Annotated in this window: 19 protein-coding genes; 12 read left to right on the plus strand and 7 right to left on the minus strand. The window is 60.4% G+C overall.

Features of this window, described 5'->3' with window-relative positions:
* Window positions 1-16: 16 nt before the first annotated feature.
* On the plus strand, window positions 17-1,120 hold the full coding sequence (locus Q8N04_14970; protein ID MDP3091975.1) for a phosphotransferase: 1,104 nt from the start codon (window positions 17-19) through the stop codon (window positions 1,118-1,120).
* 108 nt (window positions 1,121-1,228) lie between these two features.
* Window positions 1,229-1,975 (plus strand): NDP-sugar synthase, encoded by a 747-nt coding sequence (locus tag Q8N04_14975; GenBank protein MDP3091976.1) that lies wholly within the window; start codon window positions 1,229-1,231, stop codon window positions 1,973-1,975.
* 311 nt (window positions 1,976-2,286) lie between these two features.
* Here the strand turns inward: Q8N04_14975 and Q8N04_14980 are convergent, their stop codons facing one another.
* From Q8N04_14980 to Q8N04_14990, 3 genes are all read right to left on the minus strand, one after another.
* Window positions 2,287-3,696 (minus strand): sigma-54 dependent transcriptional regulator, encoded by a 1,410-nt coding sequence (locus Q8N04_14980; GenBank protein MDP3091977.1) that lies wholly within the window; start codon window positions 3,694-3,696, stop codon window positions 2,287-2,289.
* A gap of 108 nt (window positions 3,697-3,804) precedes the next feature.
* Window positions 3,805-5,133 (minus strand): DUF1015 domain-containing protein, encoded by a 1,329-nt coding sequence (locus Q8N04_14985; protein MDP3091978.1) that lies wholly within the window; start codon window positions 5,131-5,133, stop codon window positions 3,805-3,807.
* A 133-nt stretch (window positions 5,134-5,266) separates the two neighbouring features.
* Window positions 5,267-6,235, minus strand: coding sequence for a polyprenyl synthetase family protein (locus tag Q8N04_14990; protein ID MDP3091979.1), 969 nt, complete (start codon window positions 6,233-6,235; stop codon window positions 5,267-5,269).
* 262 nt (window positions 6,236-6,497) lie between these two features.
* Here Q8N04_14990 and gltB point away from each other — a divergent pair, with 262 nt between their 5' ends.
* From gltB to Q8N04_15035, 9 genes are all read left to right on the plus strand, one after another.
* Window positions 6,498-11,018, plus strand: coding sequence for a glutamate synthase large subunit (gene gltB, locus Q8N04_14995; protein MDP3091980.1), 4,521 nt, complete (start codon window positions 6,498-6,500; stop codon window positions 11,016-11,018).
* 13 nt (window positions 11,019-11,031) lie between these two features.
* Entirely contained in the window at window positions 11,032-12,468 is a 1,437-nt protein-coding gene (locus tag Q8N04_15000) for a glutamate synthase subunit beta (GenBank protein MDP3091981.1), read from the plus strand.
* A gap of 302 nt (window positions 12,469-12,770) precedes the next feature.
* Entirely contained in the window at window positions 12,771-13,358 is a 588-nt protein-coding gene (locus Q8N04_15005) for a helix-turn-helix domain-containing protein (GenBank protein ID MDP3091982.1), read from the plus strand.
* Complete coding sequence (locus tag Q8N04_15010; GenBank protein ID MDP3091983.1) at window positions 13,359-14,045, plus strand: hypothetical protein; 687 nt, start codon at window positions 13,359-13,361, stop codon at window positions 14,043-14,045.
* A 177-nt stretch (window positions 14,046-14,222) separates the two neighbouring features.
* Complete coding sequence (locus tag Q8N04_15015; GenBank protein ID MDP3091984.1) at window positions 14,223-14,813, plus strand: DJ-1/PfpI family protein; 591 nt, start codon at window positions 14,223-14,225, stop codon at window positions 14,811-14,813.
* Window positions 14,814-15,214: 401 nt separating this feature from the next.
* Window positions 15,215-15,448, plus strand: coding sequence for an addiction module protein (locus Q8N04_15020; GenBank protein MDP3091985.1), 234 nt, complete (start codon window positions 15,215-15,217; stop codon window positions 15,446-15,448).
* A complete protein-coding gene (locus Q8N04_15025; GenBank protein ID MDP3091986.1) occupies window positions 15,445-15,741 on the plus strand; it encodes a type II toxin-antitoxin system RelE/ParE family toxin in 297 nt (98 codons plus the stop codon). The genes Q8N04_15020 and Q8N04_15025 overlap by 4 nt, the downstream gene beginning before the upstream one ends.
* A 35-nt stretch (window positions 15,742-15,776) precedes the next feature.
* A complete protein-coding gene (locus Q8N04_15030; GenBank protein ID MDP3091987.1) occupies window positions 15,777-16,208 on the plus strand; it encodes a DUF5069 domain-containing protein in 432 nt (143 codons plus the stop codon).
* Between the two features lie 9 nt (window positions 16,209-16,217).
* On the plus strand, window positions 16,218-16,523 hold the full coding sequence (locus Q8N04_15035; GenBank protein MDP3091988.1) for a hypothetical protein: 306 nt from the start codon (window positions 16,218-16,220) through the stop codon (window positions 16,521-16,523).
* A 27-nt stretch (window positions 16,524-16,550) separates the two neighbouring features.
* Here Q8N04_15035 and Q8N04_15040 read toward each other — a convergent pair whose 3' ends face one another.
* Both Q8N04_15040 and Q8N04_15045 read right to left on the minus strand, forming a co-directional pair.
* Complete coding sequence (locus tag Q8N04_15040) at window positions 16,551-16,982, minus strand: hypothetical protein (protein ID MDP3091989.1); 432 nt, start codon at window positions 16,980-16,982, stop codon at window positions 16,551-16,553.
* Window positions 16,983-17,100: 118 nt separating this feature from the next.
* Entirely contained in the window at window positions 17,101-17,484 is a 384-nt protein-coding gene (locus Q8N04_15045; protein MDP3091990.1) for a hypothetical protein, read from the minus strand.
* Between the two features lie 141 nt (window positions 17,485-17,625).
* Between Q8N04_15045 and Q8N04_15050 the strand changes: the two genes are divergently transcribed.
* On the plus strand, window positions 17,626-18,063 hold the full coding sequence (locus Q8N04_15050) for a hypothetical protein (protein ID MDP3091991.1): 438 nt from the start codon (window positions 17,626-17,628) through the stop codon (window positions 18,061-18,063).
* A 36-nt stretch (window positions 18,064-18,099) separates the two neighbouring features.
* Here Q8N04_15050 and Q8N04_15055 read toward each other — a convergent pair whose 3' ends face one another.
* Together Q8N04_15055 and Q8N04_15060 are read right to left on the minus strand one after the other, a co-directional pair.
* Window positions 18,100-18,783, minus strand: a complete 684-nt coding sequence (locus Q8N04_15055; protein MDP3091992.1) for an NlpC/P60 family protein — start codon at window positions 18,781-18,783, stop codon at window positions 18,100-18,102.
* Window positions 18,773-20,335 (minus strand): AAA family ATPase, encoded by a 1,563-nt coding sequence (locus Q8N04_15060; GenBank protein ID MDP3091993.1) that lies wholly within the window; start codon window positions 20,333-20,335, stop codon window positions 18,773-18,775. The genes Q8N04_15055 and Q8N04_15060 overlap by 11 nt, the downstream gene beginning before the upstream one ends.
* Window positions 20,336-20,382: the final 47 nt, after the last annotated feature.

Genomic DNA, 20,382 nt, shown 5'->3' on the forward strand with positions numbered 1-20,382 from the left:
GTATAATCCGCCGCGTATGACTACTGCGAACCCGGCCCCACCGAAGGGGCCTCTCACACCTCCTGATCAAGCCCTCGTCGCCCGCACCATTGAATCGCGGCTGAGTCCCGGTCTGGTCTTGCGCGAACTCCAGCCCTTGCCGGGGGATGCGTCGAATCGGCGCTACTTCCGCGCCGTCCTGGCCGGCGGTCCGCCCCACTCCGTGATCCTCATGCAACTCGCAGAGCCGGAGGGGTTTAAGCAATCGGAAGAAGCGGTCAGCGGAGCGATGCATCAGATCACCGAGTTGCCCTTTCTGAATATTCTGTCGCATCTCGGGAAGGCCGGCGTGTCGGTCCCGACGCTGCATCACTATGACCATGTCGCCGGGTTGCTGTATCTCGAAGATTTCGGCGATCTGACGCTGGCCGAAGCGGTGCGTGATGCCGATGCGCCGAGTCTGGAGTCGCGATACAAACAAGCGATTAATGTGCTGGTTCAGATGCAGGTGAAGGCGACCTCGCCGGCCGATCCCGGCTGTCTGGCGTTCCACCGGAGTTTCGATGTGCCGTTGCTCATGTGGGAGTTCGATCATTTCCTGGAGTACGGGATCGTGGCGCGCCAGGGTAAGCCGATGTGCTCGGAGGACTGGACGGCGATCCGCGGGGAGTTCGAAAAGATTTCCGAACATTTGGCCGGGCAGCCCAGGGTGTTCACCCATCGAGATTATCATTCGCGCAATCTGATGGTCGACGGCCTGCGCCTTGGCGTCATCGATTTTCAAGATGCGCTGATGGGTCCGGCGACCTATGACTTGGCCTCTCTCTTGCGCGATGCCTACATCGCCCTCGATGAGCCGCTGGTGGATCAGTTGGTGAATTACTATCTCGATCAGATGGCTGAGCATCGGCATGTCTGGACCAACCGCGACGCCTTCCGGCGCTTGTTCGATCTCACCAGCATTCAACGGAATATGAAAGCCGCCGGACGGTTTGTCTACATCGACCGGGTGAAGGGCAACCCCAAATTTCTGGCCGACATCCCGCGCGTCTTGGGGTATGTGAAACGGAATCTCCAGCGGTATCCGGAGCTCGCGCCGCTCCGCAAGCACCTCACGCCATATGTTCCGGAATTGCAGTGAGAATTAGGCTAGGGGTGCGAGGCTAGGGGCGAGGGGTGGGTTTCTCATGAGAAGAATAATGTGGCCCCTTGCCCTTTGCCCTGCGTCTCTTGCCTGCGCCGGAATCATATGAAGGCGATGATCCTCGCGGCGGGTTTCGGTACCCGCCTCCGGCCGCTGACGAACACGATTCCCAAACCCCTGCTTCCGGTTGCCGGCGCTCCGCTCATCGTGTGGAATCTTCTGCTGCTCAAGCAGCACGGATTCCGCGATGTGGTGATCAATCTGCATCACCTCGGCCCGATGATCGAGCAGGCGCTGGGGACTGGTGCGCAGTTCGGGTTGCGGCTTCTCTATTCGCACGAGCCTATCATTTTAGGGACGGGCGGGGGGATCAAGCAGGCCGAGCGGTACTTCTCCAACGAGGCGGTGTTGATCCTGAATGGCGATACGCTGTTTGATCTGGATCTCGCGGCGCTGTGCGCGTTCCACCATGAACGCAAGGCCCTGGCGACGCTGGTGCTGCGGGAGGATCCCGATGCGGTGAAATGGGGACTCGTCGAAGTGGGGGCGGACGATCGCATCGTCCGGATCAATGGGAAAGGCCTGGCGGAGACCGCCATGCCGACAAGGCCGCGCATGTTTGCCGGCATCCATATTCTGCACTCCAGGCTCTTGCGGGATATTCCACGAGAAGTGGCGTCGTCGATCATCGATCCCTATGTGGCCGCGATCGGGCGGGGCGAACCGCTGTTGGGCTATGACCTGAAAGGGTACTGGTCCGATGTGGGGACGCCGGAACGCTATGGGCAGGCCGAACGGGATGTGAAGGCCGGTTTGCTGCGGCTGGAGGATAGGAAGCTTCCTTCGGGATGACAGGATGCTGAAAATGTCCGCCAGCGGCGTTCTCGCATCGTTCAGACCCTCAACGTACCAAGCCTACTGGAGGAAAGGTACCTCTCCGCTCGCATGGGATCGAAGCGAGCGGCTCAAGCGAAGCTTGGTATGTACCTCCTCGGTCCGTCACTCGCTGCGGCCTTACCCCGCGGAACGGCGCGTCTCGGCGCGCCGGGGTTGGGTGGGTGAGAACAGTGGCCATTTTGAGCATCCTGTAGAAAGAGCTATTTATCATCTAGCATCGTTAGGCGCTGATTGCGCCGGCTGTAATGTCGCTTTCTCGCAACCCGCTAGTTTTCCTGTAGCTCTCCACCGCTCTCCCCTCGTCCTTCCTGCCGGTCACGTTGCTGCTTAATCAGCCGCGCCAGATAGGTGCGCTGCAAGTGCAGATGTTCGGCTGCGCGCGTCTGATTCCCCTCGGCCTTTTCAATCGCTCGCGTAATGATGTGGCGGCTGTGCGCGTCCATCGACTCGTGATAGGGCAGATCGAGGTACGAGAGCTCCGGTCCTTCCTCCCTACAGAGACGGGCATCCTCCGGAAGCAACGCGATCATGTCCGGTTCAATCGTATCGGTCGGGCTGAGCACGACCGCCCGCGCAATGACATTGTCCAATTCACGAATATTTCCCGGCCAGGGATACCGTGTGAGGGCTTCAATCGAGGAGGAACTGAGTGTCGCCGCCGGACGTTTGGCTTCCCGCGCATGCCGTTCGAGGAAAAATTGCGCCAGCGCGGGAATGTCCCCGCGGCGTTCCCTCAACGGCGGCAGGGTGAGGGTGATGACGTTGAGGCGGAAGTAGAGATCCTCGCGGAACTGCCCGGTCTTGACCGCTTGTCGCAGGTCCTTATTGGTCGCGGCGATGATCCGGATATTGACGGAGACCGTTCGGGTGCCGCCCACCCGCTGGAATTCGCGGTCCTGCAAGACGCGTAAGAGTTTTGCCTGGAGCGGCAGCGGCATGTCTCCGATTTCATCGAGAAAGACCGTCCCACCGTCCGCCATTTCCAGCTTGCCCTTCTGCAGCCGGTCGGCGCCGGTAAAGGCCCCGCGCTCGTGGCCGAAGAGTTCATTTTCCAGCAGAGTCTCTGTCAAGGCGACGCAGTTGATCACCACCAGCGGCATGGCGTGCCGATGGCTCCATTGATGGATGGAGCGGGCGAAGAGTTCCTTGCCGGTGCCGCTTTCCCCGAGCAGTAGAACGCTGGCGTCGGAGCGTGCGGCCCGTTGCGCGGCTTCGACGACCGTGCGGACGGTCGGGCTGGCGCCGATGATGTTGGCATAGCGGCCGTCGACTTCCGAGCGCAGGTAGGCGACTTGCCGCTTGAGCGAGTCGCGCTCAAGGGCTTTGCGGATGACGATGAGGAGGTGGTCTTTGTCGAGCGGCTTGGTGAGAAAGTCGTAGGCCCCTTCTTTCATGGCCTCGACGGCGGCGTTCACCGATCCGTGCGCCGTCATGACGATGACGGGCAGGTCTTCGACGTGTTTGATCTGAGAGAGCCGCTTGAGGACTTGAATGCCGGTCAGTTTCGGCAGGTCGAGATCGAGCAGGATCAGGTTGGGGGATTCCTGCTCGATCTGGTCCAGGGCCTGTTGTCCGTCCCGGGCGATGACCGTCGTGTAGCCCGAGGCTTGCAGCCGGTCCTCCAGCACTGTGACGATGTCCGCGTCGTCGTCGACAATGAGGATCTTAGCCTTCATAACTCCCGTGAAGGGTGATGGGTGACGAGTGACGGGTTGGCTTCGGATGCAATCATTCCCGGCCGCCGCTCCCACTCATCACAGATCACACATCCCTCATCACTGAATTTACTCCATGACATTCATGACCAGTCCGGTCAGCGGTTTCGGGAAGAAGTAGGTGGACTTGTGCGGCATCCGCTCGCCCGCGGTGGCCACGTCCTTGACCTCGCTCACTTTGGTGGCGTTCAAGAGCAACGCCCCGGTGCCGGTGCCGTTTGCCGCCCAGTCCAGGGCTTCGTGGTCGTCTTTCGTATAGAGAATGGCTTCCTGTTCCTGTTGCGTCGGACAGAGCTTGGCGACGACCAGCTGTTGCAGGAGCGAGACGTCCAGCTTGGTCCGGGGAGAGGCGCTGGCCGGCGGACGATGCGCGGCCTTGAGGGCCAGGGTCAGGTAGGCCTCGCGGCCTTTGATCGCTAACCCGAACATCGGCGTCGTCCGCCCTTGTGTCCGCATCGCGTCGATGAACTCTGTGCGAACCGTGGCTTTGGTCTGGCTGGTATACGGATATTCCTTCAGATCGAAGGTGTCGGCGAACAGCGCCTTCACCTGATCGAACGACGGCAACGGCGTCGTTGTCACGCGGTGCGTGGGCAGTACGGTCAGTCCCGGATCTTCGATCGGCGTGAGGAGCATGAGGACCGTGTCGTAGGGCTGCAGGCCCTGGAGATTCCCCGTTTGGCCGGCCTGCTGGCGGCGCAGCTTTTGATAATTCAACGCCGTTTCGTACCGATGGTGGCCGTCGGCGATGAAGATGGGCTTGCTGGCCATGGTCGTCACGACTTTCTGGGTGATGGCCGGGCCGGAGATGGCCCAGAGGCGTTGCTCGAACCCGACATCGTCGCGGAATTCCACGCAGGGGGCAGTCGATTTTGCCGCCTGGGCCAAGGCCGACAGGATGGTGTCCTGGGGATCGGAATAGAGCGACCAGATCGGACTGAAATTCGCGCGGCAGGCTTCCATCAGATTCAGGCGATCGGTCTTGGCGGCGGCGCGGGTGTTCTCGTGCGGATAGATTGCTCCGGTGCCGAACTCTTCCAGCTTGAACGTGGCAATGAAGCCTCGCAGCGTTTTTCTCGGGCCCTTCGGATCGGCTCCCGGCGGAACATATTCAATGGTGTGGTAGTAAATCGTCGGTTGTGGGTCCCGTTTCAGCGCGCCCGATTGCATCCACTGCGAGAGCGTGGCGCCGGCCCGGGTATAGCGATTGTTGGTCGGTCCGTCGCCGGGCTGGTCCATGCCCAGTTCCAGGCGAATGACATTGTGCGGGTTCCGGTCGTAGAGGGCTTTCTGGCCGGCTGCGTCGATGATGTCATAAGGAGGCGCGGCGACATCGCGTGCCGCACCGGCAATCGTGGCATCGTAGCGCGCACCGCGAAAGGGAAGGATCTGGGCCATGATGGTTTCGTGCTCCTGTGAAAAGTGGTCGGCGTGAACGTGTGAGACCGAAAAGGCATCCACCCGGCGTCCGGCTCAGTGCCCGTCTTCTCGCCGACACCATGGTGGGGAAAAGAGGGAACGGGAGGAAAGGTTACCGATCGCGGGTAATCATGTAGTCAGCGGCGACGGCCAGAGCCCGGCGTGCCGACGAGTCCTCAAAGGCTTCAAGTTCGTGTTGTGCGGCGGCGATATAGGTTTTCGCCCGTTCCATCGCGTAGGCCAGCGATCCGGCATCCTGCATCAAGCCCAGGATCCGCTCAAGATCTTCACGGCTCAGAGTGCGGGTTTCCATCCGGTCCTTGATCATACTGCGGTCCGGTTCGCTGCAATGGTCGAGCAGATGGAGCAGGGGCAGCGTCGCTTTGCCCTGTCGCAAGTCTTGGCCGAGGGTCTTCCCTAATCGTTCGCCGTCGGCATTGTAATCGAGCGTGTCGTCGGCGACCTGGAAGGCGATGCCCAGATACTGGCCGAAGCGGAAGAGCGCGGACTGCTTTTCTTCTGAGGCCTCGGCAAGGATGGCGCCCATGCGGCAGGCGGCGGCGATCAGGCCCGCGGTCTTGTGTTCGACGATCTTGATGTAATCGGATTCCGGCATTGAGGGATTGCCGTTGTAATAGAGCTGAAGGACTTCCCCTTCCGCCATTTTGGTGCAGGCTTCGGCGAGGACCTCATTCATGCCGTGGCTGCGAAACTCCACGATCTGCGCCATGGCTTTTGAATAGAGGTAGTCGCCGACGAGGATGCTGATTTGGTTGCCCCAGACTTTTCTGGCGGTGCGGCGGCCCCGGCGGATGTCGGCTTCGTCCACCACGTCGTCATGCAGCAGCGTGGCCGTATGAATAAATTCAATCAGGCTGCCGAGCTGATAATGCTCGCGACCGGTATAGCCGCAGAGGCGGGCTGACAACAACAGTAGCAACGGGCGGACGCGCTTGCCCCCGCTGTTGAGGATGTGGGCGGCGACGGTATTGACGAGGGTGACGCTGGAATCGAGATTCTGACGGACCTGATGTTCGACGCCGTCGAGTTCGGCGCGATACGCCTCCCAGACGTCTGCCATGCTGTTAATGGTCGAGGTACTGGGGCCGTTCGACATGCCGCGGATGGTAGGGCAGCGGGGTAAACAAAGTCAAGCAAACCGGGCCCGGATCGGCCTGCACAATCTTGACAGCGCGGGAGCCCATCCAGTAAGGTGCGGTGCAGAAAAGAACAAGCGAGAGACTGCCCATAAAACGACACGATATCGCGTGCTTGCCTCTGCATGTTATGAGTGGCCGCTGACCGCGAAGTCATCACCTTCTTCCTAGCGACACGAGATTGCCATGATGCCGATACCCGGGCTTCCACCGAAGCAAGGCCTCTATGACCCTGAACACGAAAAAGATTCGTGCGGGGTGGGCTTTGTGGTCAACATTCAAGGCCAAAAGTCTCACACGATCGTGCAGCAGGGCCTGCAGATTCTGGAGAATCTGACCCACCGCGGCGCGCAGGGCTGCGATCCCTGCACCGGCGACGGCGCGGGTATTCTCCTCCAGGTCCCGCATGAGTTTTTGAAGCGCGCGGCCGGTGACGTCGGCGTGGCCTTGCCGAATGCCGGCGAGTACGGCGTGGGCATGGTGTTTCTGCCTCCTCAGGCCGATCGCCGCCAGCAGTGCGAGCAGTTATTCGCGAAGGTGATCGCCGAAGAAGGCTTACGGCTGCTGGGTTGGCGCGATGTGCCGGTGAAGAGCGATGCCATCGGGCCGGTGGCGCGCAGTACCGAACCGTTTATGCGGCAGATCTTCATCGCCCGCGATGTGCTCAATGAGGCCCAGTTTGAGCGGAAGCTCTATGTGGTTCGTAAGCGGGTTGAGAACGCCGTGGGCCAGTCGGCCATCCAGGGGCGCGAGTATTTTTATATCCCCAGTTTGTCGGCGAACACGATCGTCTATAAGGGACTCCTGCTGCCGCATCAGATGTCGGCCTACTACCAGGATCTCAAGGATGCGAGTCTGACGAGCGCGCTGGCGTTAGTCCACTCGCGGTTCAGCACCAATACCTTCCCGACCTGGCCGCTGGCCCATCCCTATCGCTACATGTGCCACAACGGCGAGATCAATACGCTCAAGGGCAATGTGAACTGGATGCGTGCCCGCCAGGGCCGGCTCAATTCCGATCTGTTCGGCAAGGACCTCGAAAAGCTCTATCCGATCGTGTCCGAGCCACAGAGCGACTCGGCTTGTTTGGACAATGCCATCGAGTTCCTGACCATGGGCGGACGTTCGCTGCCGCACGTGATGATGATGCTCATTCCCGAGCCCTGGGTGGCCAATCCGCAGATGGATCTCGATCGCCGCGGGTTCTACGAATATCACGCCGCAATGCAGGAGCCCTGGGACGGTCCCGCGGCGGTCTGCTTTACGGACGGCAAGCTGATCGGCGCCACGCTGGATCGGAACGGCCTGCGTCCCTGCCGCTATCTCGTGACCACCGATGGCGTCGTGGTGCTCGCGTCGGAAGCCGGAGTGCTGCCGATGGAGACGCACAAGATCCGGCAAAAGGGCCGGCTCATGCCGGGCCGCATGTTCCTGATCGATACGGTCCAGGGGCGCTTTATCGACGACGAGGAAGTGAAGGCCGAGATCGTCAGCCGCAAACCCTATCGTTCGTGGGTGACGCAGCATCGGATTTCGCTTGATGAATTGCCCGAGCCGTTGAATGTCCCCCAGCCCGACCATCCCACGACGCGTCAGCGGCAACAGGCGTTCGGTTATACGGTCGAAGAGCTGAAGATGGTCCTCACGCCGATGGTGGTGAACGGGGAGGAAGCGATTTCCTCGATGGGCACGGACACGCCCTTGGCCGTCTTGTCGGACCGGCCGCAGCTGCTCTTTAAGTATTTCAAACAGCTCTTTGCGCAGGTCACGAACCCGCCGATCGATCCGATCCGCGAGGAACTGGTCATGTCATTGACGACCAGTATTGGACCGAAGCCGAATCTCATGGATGAGCATCCGGAATCCTGCCGGCGCATTCGCGTGAAACAGCCGATTCTGACGAACGCCGATCTGCAGAAGATCCGCGAGATCGCCGATCCCCACTTCAAGAGCAAGACCTTGAAGATGCTCTTCCGCGTCGCCGAAGGACCGGAAGGATTGGGCGCGGCGGTGGATGATCTCTGCCGTCAGGCGTCCCAGGCGATCAAGGAAGGGTACAAGTTCCTGATTCTCAGCGACCGCGGCGTGAATGAAGAGTGGGCGCCGATTCCGAGCGTGCTCGGCGTGGCCGCCGTCCACCATCACCTCGTGCGCGAATGCACCAGAACCGAAGTCGGGTTGACCGTCGAAAGCGGCGAGCCGCGCGACGTGCATCACTTTGCCTGCCTCATCGGCTACGGCGCCGGGACGGTGAATCCCTATCTCGTCTTCGAATCGCTCGTGGACATGGAGCGCGACGGGTATTTGCCGGAAGGACTCGATGCGCAGACCGCCGAAGGAAAGTTCATCAAGGCCATCAATAAGGGCTTGCTGAAAGTCTTCTCGAAGATGGGAATCTCCACCGTGCAGTCCTACTGCGGCGCGCAGATTTTCGAAGCCATCGGTCTGAACCATGAACTCATCAGCCGCTACTTCACGGGAACCCCGTCACGAATCGAAGGCATCAGCATTCGCGACATCGGCGAAGAAACGTTGCGACGGCACAAGCTGGCCTATGAGCCGGCGCCGATCAGACAGTTGGATTTCGGCGGCGAGATTCACTATCGGATCCAGGGTGAGCATCACAACTGGAATCCGGACACGATCTACAAGCTGCAGCACGCGACGCGGAGCAACGATCCCAAGACGTTCGCCGAGTTTTCGCAACTCGTGAACGACGAGAGTAAGCGGCGTTCGAACTTGCGCGGATTGCTGGACTTCAAGTTCCCGCCGGAGCCGATTTCGATCGATGAAGTGGAACCGGCCAAGGAGATCGTGAAGCGCTTCACGACCGGCGCCATGTCGTTCGGCTCGATCAGCAAGGAAGCCCACGAGACGCTGGCCATCGCCATGAATCGCCTCGGCGCCAAGAGCAATACCGGCGAAGGCGGCGAAGATCCGGAACGATTCAAGCCGCTGCCCAACGGCGATTCGAAGAACAGCTACATTAAGCAAGTCGCGTCGGCGCGCTTCGGCGTCACCAGTCACTATCTGGTGAATGCGAAAGAGCTGCAGATCAAGATGGCGCAGGGCGCAAAGCCGGGCGAAGGCGGGCAGTTGCCGGGGCACAAGGTCGATGAGAACATCGCCAAGTTCCGCTACGCCACGCCGGGCGTGCAGTTGATTTCGCCGCCGCCGCACCACGACATTTATTCCATCGAAGATTTGGCCCAGCTGATTTTCGACCTCAAGAATGCCAATCCTGAAGCGGCTGTGTCGGTGAAGCTGGTCTCGGAAGTCGGCGTCGGCACAGTCGCAGCGGGCGTGGCCAAGGCGCATGCCGACAAGGTGCTCATCAGCGGCGATTCCGGAGGAACCGGCGCGTCCCCGTTGTCCTCGATCAAGTATGCCGGTGGGCCATGGGAACTCGGGTTGGCGGAAACGCATCAGACCCTGGTGCTGAACGACCTGCGCGGACGGATTCGCGTGGAGACCGACGGGCAGATGAAGACCGGCCGGGACGTGGCCATCGCCACGTTGCTGGGAGCGGAAGAGTACGGATTCGCCACGGCCCCGTTGATCATCGAAGGCTGCATCATGATGCGGAAGTGCCATCTCAACACCTGTCCGGTCGGTATCGCGACGCAGGACCCGGAACTCCGCAAGAAGTTCAACGGGCAGCCGGAACATATCGTCAACTTCTTCTTCTTTATCGCCGAAGAACTCCGGCAGATCATGGCGAAGCTGGGATTCCGGACGATCAATGAGATGGTCGGCCGCGTCGACAAGCTCAAAGTGCAAAAGGCCATCGACCATTGGAAGGCCAAAGGGCTCGACCTGACGCCGTTGCTGAAGGCGCCGGATGTGGCCGCGGATGTGCCGCGCCATTGTGTGCAGAAGCAGGATCACGGCTTGGCCGAAGTGCTGGACAACAAGTTGATCGAGCTTTGCAAACCGGCGCTGGACAAGGGCGAGAAAGTGACCTTGGATCTGCCGATTCGCAACGTGAACCGGACCGTCGGCACGATGTTGTCGAGCCGCATTGCGAAAAAGTACGGGCTGGAGGGACTGCCGCCCGATACCATCTCCATCAAGTTCAGCGGCTCCGCCGGACAATCCTTCGGCGCGTTCCTTTCGCGTGGCATCACACTGACGCTCGAGGGCGAGTCGAACGACTATATCGGCAAGGGGCTCTCAGGCGGCAAGATCATCGTCTTCCCGCCGAAGAACGCGATCTATACGCCCGAGGAAACGATTCTCGTCGGGAACACCTCGCTGTACGGCGCGACGCAGGGCGAAGCGTATTTCTACGGCATGGCGGGCGAACGGTTTGCCGTGCGGAACAGCGGTGTGCGGGCCGTCGTGGAAGGCACCGGCGATCACGGGTGCGAATACATGACCGGAGGCGTCGCCGTCGTGCTTGGACGCACCGGGCGGAATTTTGCGGCCGGCATGTCGGGCGGCGTGGCGTTTGTATTGGATGAACTAGGTAAGTTCCCGGCGCGCTGCAATACCGGCATGGTCGAGCTGGAGAAAGTCGCCACGGCCGAAGACAAGAAGCTGTTGCACGAAATGATTACGGCGCACTTCATGTGCACCGGCAGCCGGAACGCGAAGCGCATCCTGGATTCCTGGGACGCGATCCTGCCGAAGTTCGCGAAGGTCATGCCGGTGGATTACAAGCGTGTGTTGGAAGAGCGGAAGAAAAAAGCGGCGGCGAGCAAATAAAAGGACTACGGGAATGGGCGATCCAAAGGGTTTCATGAAATATGCCCGCGAGGGCCCCAAGCGGAAACCGATCGAGCTGCGCGTGCTCGATTGGAAGGAAATGTACGAGCCCATCACCGAGGACAAGCTCAAGGTCCAGGGCGCGCGTTGCATGGATTGCGGAGTGCCGTTTTGCCAGGGCACGACCGGCTGCCCCGTCGTCAACCTGATCCCCGAGTGGAACGACCTCGTCTACCGCGGCCGTTGGAAAGACGCGCTCAAGGCGCTGCACACCACGAATAATTTCCCCGAGTTCACCGGCCGTCTTTGCCCGGCTCCCTGCGAAGGCGCCTGCGTGCTCGGCATCAACGAGGATCCGGTCTCCATCCGCGTGCTGGAGTGGAACATCATTGACCGGGGTTTCAACGAAGGCTATGTCGAGCCGGTGTTGCCGGTCGTGAAGACGGGCAAGACTGTGGCCATTGTGGGTTCCGGTCCATCCGGCTTAGCCGCCGCGCAGCAACTCGCGCGCGCCGGCCATAGCGTCACCCTGTTCGAAAAGTCCGACCGCATCGGCGGCTTGCTGCGCTACGGTATCCCGGATTTTAAAATGGAAAAGTGGGTCATTGACCGGCGGCTGGAGCAGATGAAGGCCGAAGGCGTCGAATTCAAGACCGGCGTGGCCATCGGAAAAGATATCACCGGCGAGCAGCTGCGTAAGCAGTTCGATGCCGTGGGATTGACCATGGGCGCGGAGCAGGCCCGCGAGCTGCCGATTCCCGGCCGCGAGCTGAAGGGCGTGCACCTCGCCATGGAATATCTCACTCAGCAGAACAAGCGGACGGCGGGCATCGCCGTCACGGATGAGCCCATCACCGCCAAGGGCAAGCGGGTCATCGTTATCGGCGGCGGCGATACCGGGTCCGACTGCGTCGGCACGGCGCATCGCCAGGGCTGCGCGGAAGTGCATCAGTTTGAATTGTTGCCGGAGCCGCCTCCCTCCCGGTCGAGTTCGACCCCCTGGCCCCTCTGGCCGATGCAGCTGCGGACGTCGCATGCGCACGAAGAGGGTTGCGACCGGCAGTGGAGCATCTCGACGACGAAGTTTACCGGCCACAACGGCCAGGTCACGAAGCTCCATGCGAACAAAGTGAAGTTTGAAGCAGGAAAGTTTGTGCCCATCCCCAACAGTGACTTCGATATGGACGCGGATCTCGTCCTGCTCGCCATGGGCTTCACCGGTCCGGTGAAGAACGGCCTGCTCGACAGCCTCGGTGTGAAGTACGATCAACGCGGGGCCGTGTCGGTCGATGACGGCTTCATGACCAACCTCGACGGCGTCTTTGCCGGCGGCGACACCAAGCGCGGCGCCTCCCTCATCGTCTGGGCGATCGCCGAAGGCCGCAAAATGGCGGCGGGGATCAACCAGTATCTGCAAGCCGGGAAATCTGCAAAGCAGTCAGCGAAGTAACGGGGACTGGCTCCGGCCTCGCCGGTGCCTGTCCCTGTTCCAGCTTCTTGAGGCTGCGGGTCCTGTCACGGCAAACAGCCCCGCCGTGCTCACTCCACCCATCCCCCAGTGGGGCCCTTTCGTTGCGCGCGGCGGGGCGCCCAGTTCGCCGTGCCACCCGCCAAATCCGTAGTTGCTGCCTCTTGTCCGTGTGTGGGTATTTGTCTATCTCCTCTGGTGTAATCCCAACATGAGAATGTCCGCTTTGACCAAAGTAGAAATGTCCTCTTGTGTAGACTCACTGCTCTCACTGGGAGGGCAGCATGGTCAGAGAGGAGACGGTGCGGATGAGTGTGCAGGAGTTGAAGCGGGTCCATGTGATCCGGCAAGCGATGAACAAAGCCCTGCGGCAGCGGGAGGCTGGCGAGGTATTGGGGTTGACGGCACGTCAGATACGGCGGCTGATCCAGCGGGTCCGGGCCGAAGGCGATGCGGGTCTCGTGCATCGGAGTCGAGGCACGCCCTCGAACCGACGGTACCGGCCCGCACTGAAGGCCCGGGTGCTCCGACTGTATGCGAAGCACTATCGCGACTTTGGGCCAACCCTCGCGGCGGAGCAGCTGGCCGAGCGGCATGGGATTATGCTCAGTGCCGAGACCTTGCGGCAGTGGTTGCGGGCGCGCGGGATCGCACATTTCACGCGGCGGAAGCGGCCCCATCGGGCGTGGCGGGCCCGGAAAGCTCACGTGGGCGAGTTGGTGCAGCTGGACGGCTCGCATCATGACTGGTTCGAGGGGCGTGGACTCCGGTGTGTGCTGATGGCCTACATCGACGATGCCAGCAGTCGGGTGTGTGCCCGGTTCTATGAGTATGAAGGCACGATCCCCGCGATGGACAGCTTCGAACGGTAGGTGCGGCGCCATGGAGTTCCGCACAGCGTCTACACGGACAAACATACGACGTATCGCGCCCTGGGTGAGCCGACCGTGGCTCAGCAGTTGGCTGGCGAGAAGCCCCAGAGTCAATTTGAGCGGGCGCTCGCGGAGCTGGGGGTGACGGTGATCCATGCCCATTCTCCGCAGGCCAAGGGGCGAGTGGAGCGGCTGTTCAAGACGCTGCAGGATCGCCTCGTGAAAGAGCTGCGCCTGGCGGGCATCGCCACGATCGAGGCCGCGAATCGGTTCGTGGAGGCGTGGCTGCCGAGCTACAATCGGCGCTTCTCGGTTCCGCCTGCGCAGCCCGCTGATCTGCATCGGCCCCGGCCTGCGAGCCGTGATCTGGACCGGAGCCTGTGCATCAAGACCACTCGGTGCCTGCGCCGTGACTGGACGGTGGCGCACCACGGGCAGCTCTGTCAGGTGCGGAACACTGTCCGAGCGACCCACGTCATGGTCGAAGAGCGGGTGGATGGGACGATGCGGATCACCCACAATGGCCAACCACTGGCCTATCACGCCATCCCCGCTCGCCCCGAGAGAGTGGCTGCGCCTCCCAAGGCCCAAGTCCCTCGGCGTCCGGTCAAGCCGACCCCGGCTCATCCGTGGCGCAAACGGCTGCAGCCGACACGAGACACACACGCGGCGGCGGCCATCACCTAACCCGGACATTTCTACTATGGGAGAAAGAGGACATTTCTACTGTGGCTTGACATGTCTATCTCCTCTGGTTGACACGCTTCCCCACAAAAAGTAGCCTGTCCCTATTTCCGGTATCCAGCTGATCCGCGGGGCCGGTATATGGCATCGTCCGCACGCTATGCCGTGCATTGAAAAGCAATGAAAACAGCGTTCGTCATTTTTGATCGGTTGACAGCGATGGACTTCATAGGTGTCTACGATCCGCTCACGCGCCTTAAGTCGATGCAACTCATACCTGGGTTCGAATGGGACGTCTGCGCCTTTGCTGCGGGCATAGAGGATGACAAGGGGCTCCGCATTACACCTAGCGTCGTGGGTGAGCCACTGTCCAAATATGACCTCATCGTTGTGCCGGGCGGATTCGGTACGCGGATTCTTCAGCATGACAAGGCATTTATTGCCTGGCTCCGCACCTCGGAGCCGGTTAAGCTCAAAGCGTCCGTCTGCACCGGCTCACTCTTACTTGGTGCGGCGGGCTTCTTGAAGGACAAACGTGCCACAACGCACCCGAGCGCCTTCGAGGAGTTGAAGCCGTACTGTGCTCAAGTTGTTGATGAACGTGTGGTGGACGAAGGCGGGATTATCACGGCTCGCGGCGTTACATCGGCAATTGATCTTGGGCTCTACTTGGTCGAACGGCTCGCTGGTGCGGAAGCGCGGACACGTGTAGCAAAGCAAATGGACTACCCCTACGTTTGGCAAGCAACGGGCGAAAGAAATGCCATATAACCGCGCGATCGACAGTGACACTTTGCAAGCACCGCTACGCGTGCTCGCTCGTGCGCGTCATCGCGAACGTTGAGTCAACGCGAAAGACCGCAGATCAAAGCAACCTCCGAGGGCGATAACGTATGAAAGCAATCGTGTATGAAAGATATGGGTCACCCGACGCTCTTCAATTGCAGGAAGTCGAAAAGCCCACGCCCAAGAGCAATGAAGTCTTGATGAGGGAAAAGGTTCCAGGGGCCATTGGTCGTCGTTGCTCGGTTTCCTCAGTCGTTCCAGTAGGCGGAGAGTATCAGTGATAGGCCAGTAGTTGTTGTAAAGCGGTTATACTGTGATCCCGTTGCACCGGCCAGATAAACCTTGTAGAGTTCCCACCAGAAACGTTTTGTTCCAGGAGGAAAGCGATGACTGCACGAGCGGTGGCCCTCGAAAAACAGGCTCGGAAGTTGCCGGCCACGGAACGCGAGCGGTTGGCTGAACGACTGCTTGTGCAGATGAAGCACGAACCGCTCACCGCCGTAGACGAAGCGTGGATTGCAGAGGCCGAGAAGCGATTCGCCGCGTGGAAGCGAAAGGCGACCAAGGCGGTCGTTGCCCGTACGGCGCTCTGTGAAATCCGCGAGGAACTTCGTCGTTGAGAGTTCGCCTCGATCCTGCCGCGAAGTCGGAAATCCGCCAAGCCGCATTGTTTTATGAAGATTGCCGTGAGGGGCTCGGGCGAGAGTTTTTGGACTCGGTTGAATCAGCCTTCGAGCAGATTCATCGACATCCCGCCGTGTGGCGCATCCTCAAGGGCCGGTTCCGTCGTTACCTCCTCCAGCGTTTTCCCTATGGCGTCATCTATGCTGTGGATGAGGATGTGATCTATATTGCGGCTGTCATGCACCTGAAGCGGAAGCCTGGTTATTGGGTGTCGCGAGGCAAGACTTAACTTTTAAGCAAGACCATCGACTGGAGAACACTACGATGACGAACTATCCCCGCAGTCCCAAAGCCCTGCTCGGTGGCATCGCTCACCTGGGGCGGTTTATCGACAAGATTCGGCTCCGCAATGCCGGTCAGATTCAGGACTACAACTACATCACGGCCGGGTTCGACAAGTATCTGGTCGATTTTCTGGGGATCGATCCGAAGGCGTTTGAGCAAAAAGTATTAGCCGGTGGAACGGATGAGCAATTGCTCGCCTGGGTGGTGGCGAATGGGAAGCCGCACTCACACGAGGAGATTGCCCAGTGGTCGCAGGGGCTTCTCTCTTCCGGCCCCAAAGAGGATGCGACGCGCCAACGGTTTCAGGGCCGTCTTGATGAGATTGCGAAGAAGCGCGGCGTGCCGGTCAGCTCGCTTCCTCCAGCTTCCACATGGGTCGATGCGATCGAGTTGGACGAAGGACGTATGTAGGAGGTTCCTATGCAGATGATGATGCTGGTCTTCCGCTCCTCGCTGAAGGAGCAGGTCCATGCGTTGCTTCACCGGTGTGACGTGAAGGCGTTCACGGAAGTGAATGAGTCGGTGGGCTATGGGCAGACCGGTCCTGCCGAGGGGCTGGCCTTCTATCCCGGCACGAACTCGGTGATTCTGGTTGCGCTCGATGACGATCATCAGGCGCGCGTGAGGACGGCGGTAACAGGCTGGTGTGAGGAGTCGGCAAAACATCCCGGTTGGAAGAAACCCTCCATTCGTGTATTTGCCTGGCCCTGCACGCAGATCGTCTAGTAGTCTGTTGCTTGCAGGGGGGAGAATCTATGCCGCAGGAAGCGTCAGGAGCTTTTTCATCTCGCAGTGCGCCATGACGACGTCAGGGGCGCGCTGCAGGGCTTCGTAGTAGCTTCGTTCAAATCCATCACCCAGTTCAGAGGGGCGGATCATGCCCCGGACTTCCGTCAGGATCTGCGCCACATCCTCTGTGGTCAGATTGCACTCTTCATCCAGCATCTCATCGATACGGACCACCACATTGGATAGCGGATGCAGCCAGGTAAACCAGGGATCGTTCATGACCAGTTGCAGCAGCTGCCCGGTCGAATCCACGCGGCCATAGATCCGCTCGAACGTGAGCTGCTCCGCCACGATCAGGGCCTTGTGGAGCCCCAACAGCCCATGCCGCACATCGGTCAGGGTTTGGCGAAGCGGATTGGTTTTTTGTATCGTGGATTGTTGGGATGAAGTAGCCATAGATAAATTCTAGCAGGGTTTTTAAATTTTGCAGGCCGTCGATTCCCGGCGATGCACGTTTGGGTCTGGCTACGTTATCGGCAGGTGGCTTTCTACACTGTAGAGTTCCAGGATCTTGTTATCGGCCGATTCGGCCGCCTCCACTGGAAGGGGTGTGGTTGTTTGGAGAAGGGGCTGGGGGTAAGGCGCGATTTGGATGAAACGGGAGGATCGGGGCCGGTGTCAGGTTGTTCGGTGGCAGGGGAGTGCCGAACGAGGAACGGTTCCCGCTCTCGATGTCGCCATGTGGACGTAAGCCTAGCGGGCTTTCAGTCCCTGGTTTGGTGACGATGGTCTGATTGCCATGCGGGTCTGAATAGATGCCGATGTCGTCGCCCAGATGAGAGAGCCGGCCGCTGGTGCCGTCCCGATTCTGGATATGTTGACTTTCGGCCAGACCGATTCCGAGAAAGCACACCAGGCTACTCACCATCATGGTGAGCGATGTCAGTAGCCGTTGCATGGGCCTTCGCGCATGACTCACAATGATTCACTGTACTCCCCGGTCGAGTATTCTTCCAGAGATCTCGTCCTGTTTACATTTCGCTTTCGAGCGCGTCATAACAGCACCTACTCACGTTGCCACTGACGGCGAGTGTTTCTCATGGGCAATCTCATGCGCGTCTTCATCGTCATATCTGTCGCACTCGCTGCGAGTGTGATGCTTCTTGGTCATCGTTTCTGGGGGAATGTGTTGGCTGGGAATGCCGGTGCGCGCGAATGGCTGGAGATCGCGGGGCCGCTCAATTTCCCGTCCGAACGGCTGGAGCGCCCGCGCCCTGAACAGGATCGCTTGTCACAGCCCCAGGTCGGTCCAGCGCTGAGTCAGGCTGAGGTCATCAAATTGGCCAAAGGGGAAGCGAAGAAAGAGTTGGGTAAGCGATTCCATGACTACGAGATCACGAGCGTGATCTTTGAATCAACGACCGGCCTCTGGTCAGTGACTTTTAATCACAACCCGCCTCGTCGAGCGTCTGACAGTTGTGTCGTCGTGTTCGTTCACGACAAGGACAAGACCGCAGAGTTTCAGCACTGCGTGTGATGGACGCTCCGTCCCGGTCCTGGCTGAACCGGTGGGTTATTGCGCGATGCGGGTTCCGTAGAAGGTGAAGAGCTCGCCGGCCAGATGGCCCATCTCTTCCGGATCGGTCTGCCGTTTGCGGCGGATGTAGTCGTTCAGGATGCGTCCGTCTGCCGTCTTATGGACGTGGGGGAGCGCTAGATTCATGCGGTAGCGTTCGACGGCTTCCGCGACGCGGCTGATAAACACCACAGTGCCGTCTGGTTCGATCCGTTCGACCACGCCGACGTGGGTCAGCGGATCGTTCAACATGCCGTCGCCATTGAAGTCCCAGGTGTTGTCGAAGAAGACGAGATCGCCGGGTTGCACGATCGGTCCCTGGTGGAGCCGTCCGTGCTGCCGCATGTGGTTGTAAATCAGTCGAACGCCGTTCGCCCGCCGATCCGTCGTGCTGCTGTTATACAGATCGATGCCATGTTCGAGGTAGATGGCGCGGGTGACACCGGCGCAGTCATAGGCCACGCGTCTCCCGTTACTCTCGATCAGTCTGGCGCCGAGGAGCTTGGTGGCGGTATGGACGATTCCGGTTCTGGTGGCGGTGGCAGAGGGCGATTTCTGGACCGGCGTGACCTCGAAGCGGGAGGCGGGCACGCGCGCCACGGGTGTGCTGGCGCAGCCGACGAGCGTCAGGATGACTACCGTGGTGCCGATCAGTGTGAGGCGTCGCGGGTTAGCGGACATTCACGAAACGGCCCTGCGCCGTCTCCCTGAGTTGATCGATATCTTCCCGCCGCGTGACCGACAGCGGGACGGTGTGCGTCAATTCCTCAATCAGTAAATCGGTCGTGAGCGGCGTCTTTTGGTGCAGCGCGCGATAGAGTGCTGCGACGACGGCCTGTTCGATCTCCGAGCCGCTGAAGCCGTCGCTGGCGCTGACGATTTTTACCAGATCGAACTGTGTCTTGTCTTGCTTGCGGAGCCCCAGGTGAATCTTCCAGATGGCCTCTCGTTCGCCGTCATCCGGCAGATCGACGAAGAAGATTTCATCGAACCGGCCTTTGCGGAGGAGTTCCGGCGGCAGCAGCGCGAGATTATTGGCGGTCGCGATGACGAACACTTCCTGCTTCTTTTCCTGCAACCAGGTGAGAAACGCGCCGAAGAGCCGGCGGCTCAAGCCCGCGTCGGCGTCGCCGCTCCCGCCGCCTGCGGCCATGGCCTTCTCGATTTCATCGATCCAGAGCACGATGGGCGAGAGCGATTCGGCCATCTCGATCGCCTTGCGGAAATTCTTTTCCGATTCCCCGACGAACTTGTCGAACAAGCGGCCCGCGTCGAGTTTGAGCAGCGGGAGTTGCCATTCCCGCGCGATGGCCTTGGCTGCGAGCGATTTCCCGCAGCCCGGCACGCCGACCAGCATGATCCCCCGTGGCGGGGTCAGGTTGAGCGCTTTGGCCTCGGCCGTGAAGCCGACCTTCGCGCGCTCCAGCCAGGATTTCAAGTTCGTAAATCCGCCCAACTCAAACCGGTTGTCTTCAAGCGGATAGTATTCCAGCAGCCCGCCGTCTTTGATCGTCTGGACTTTGCGTTTCAAAATCTTCTGCACGTCGTCGGCCGACAGCGTGCCGTCTTCGACGACGCATTGCGTGATGACCTGTCTGGCTTGATGCAGGGTCAGTCCCTGCAGCGCGCGAAGAATCGCGTCGCGTTCCTGAGTCGAAAGGCCTGCATCGGCCGGTTTGGTGTCGGTGAGAGAGCCGAGGATGCTCTGCGCCATGGTTGTGGAGCGTGGACGACGAGGTGCGGCTCTGGTCCCGAGCGAGGAGAGGACGTTCTGGAGCATGGACTGCAGTTCGGTGCGATCCGGCAATTGGAGGTCCAGGCGGACGGCAATGGCTTCAAGGTCTGGCGGCAGGACAATCGGATGTCCGGTCAGGATGCAGGTGGCTCTGGTACGGCCATAGACCGCCGATACGTCGCGCAGCTGTCGAGTGACGGCCGCGTCTTGTAAATGCGGGACAAGATCTTTCAGCCAGAAGACCGCGTCGACGGTCAGCCCATTCAGGTGCTGAAGCAGCGCCAGCGGGGTCGCGGTCATCTTGCTGAGCGTGGGGCCGTCGTCGGCCCGGGTAAGTCCTCTCGTGATGGACCATTCGAACAGCGGCATGCGCTCTTGCGCGGCCACGGATTGCAGCAAGGCCAGCACGCGCTCTTCTTCCACGGTCTCGATGATGACCAGCGGATGGCAGGAGCGGATCAAGGTGCGGAGGTCGTGGACGCTGGTTGCTAAGGCCATACGAATGCCATGCTAGCATGTGAGGTGCGCGTCACCAAGAGGACGGC

Origin of the sequence: Nitrospira sp., from assembly GCA_030692565.1 — a bacterium.
Classification (GTDB): domain Bacteria; phylum Nitrospirota; class Nitrospiria; order Nitrospirales; family Nitrospiraceae; genus Nitrospira_D.

Bases quoted from the DNA above. Each gene is read 5' to 3' on its own strand.
- Q8N04_14985 (MDP3091978.1), bottom strand. From the start codon at position 5,133: ATGGCCCAGATCCTTCCCTTTCGCGGTGCGCGCTACGATGCCACGATT.
- Q8N04_14990 (MDP3091979.1), bottom strand. From the start codon at position 6,235: ATGGCAGACGTCTGGGAGGCGTATCGCGCCGAACTCGACGGCGTCGAA.
- Q8N04_15040 (MDP3091989.1), bottom strand. From the start codon at position 16,982: ATGGCTACTTCATCCCAACAATCCACGATACAAAAAACCAATCCGCTT.
- Q8N04_14970 (MDP3091975.1), top strand. From the start codon at position 17: ATGACTACTGCGAACCCGGCCCCACCGAAGGGGCCTCTCACACCTCCT.
- Q8N04_15055 (MDP3091992.1), bottom strand. From the start codon at position 18,783: ATGTCCGCTAACCCGCGACGCCTCACACTGATCGGCACCACGGTAGTC.
- Q8N04_15005 (MDP3091982.1), top strand. From the start codon at position 12,771: ATGGTCAGAGAGGAGACGGTGCGGATGAGTGTGCAGGAGTTGAAGCGG.
- Q8N04_15015 (MDP3091984.1), top strand. From the start codon at position 14,223: ATGAAAACAGCGTTCGTCATTTTTGATCGGTTGACAGCGATGGACTTC.
- Q8N04_15045 (MDP3091990.1), bottom strand. From the start codon at position 17,484: ATGCAACGGCTACTGACATCGCTCACCATGATGGTGAGTAGCCTGGTG.
- Q8N04_15000 (MDP3091981.1), top strand. From the start codon at position 11,032: ATGGGCGATCCAAAGGGTTTCATGAAATATGCCCGCGAGGGCCCCAAG.
- Q8N04_14980 (MDP3091977.1), bottom strand. From the start codon at position 3,696: ATGAAGGCTAAGATCCTCATTGTCGACGACGACGCGGACATCGTCACA.
- Q8N04_15060 (MDP3091993.1), bottom strand. From the start codon at position 20,335: ATGGCCTTAGCAACCAGCGTCCACGACCTCCGCACCTTGATCCGCTCC.
- Q8N04_14975 (MDP3091976.1), top strand. From the start codon at position 1,229: ATGAAGGCGATGATCCTCGCGGCGGGTTTCGGTACCCGCCTCCGGCCG.
- Q8N04_15020 (MDP3091985.1), top strand. From the start codon at position 15,215: ATGACTGCACGAGCGGTGGCCCTCGAAAAACAGGCTCGGAAGTTGCCG.
- Q8N04_15030 (MDP3091987.1), top strand. From the start codon at position 15,777: ATGACGAACTATCCCCGCAGTCCCAAAGCCCTGCTCGGTGGCATCGCT.
- gltB (MDP3091980.1), top strand. From the start codon at position 6,498: ATGATGCCGATACCCGGGCTTCCACCGAAGCAAGGCCTCTATGACCCT.
- Q8N04_15035 (MDP3091988.1), top strand. From the start codon at position 16,218: ATGCAGATGATGATGCTGGTCTTCCGCTCCTCGCTGAAGGAGCAGGTC.
- Q8N04_15050 (MDP3091991.1), top strand. From the start codon at position 17,626: ATGGGCAATCTCATGCGCGTCTTCATCGTCATATCTGTCGCACTCGCT.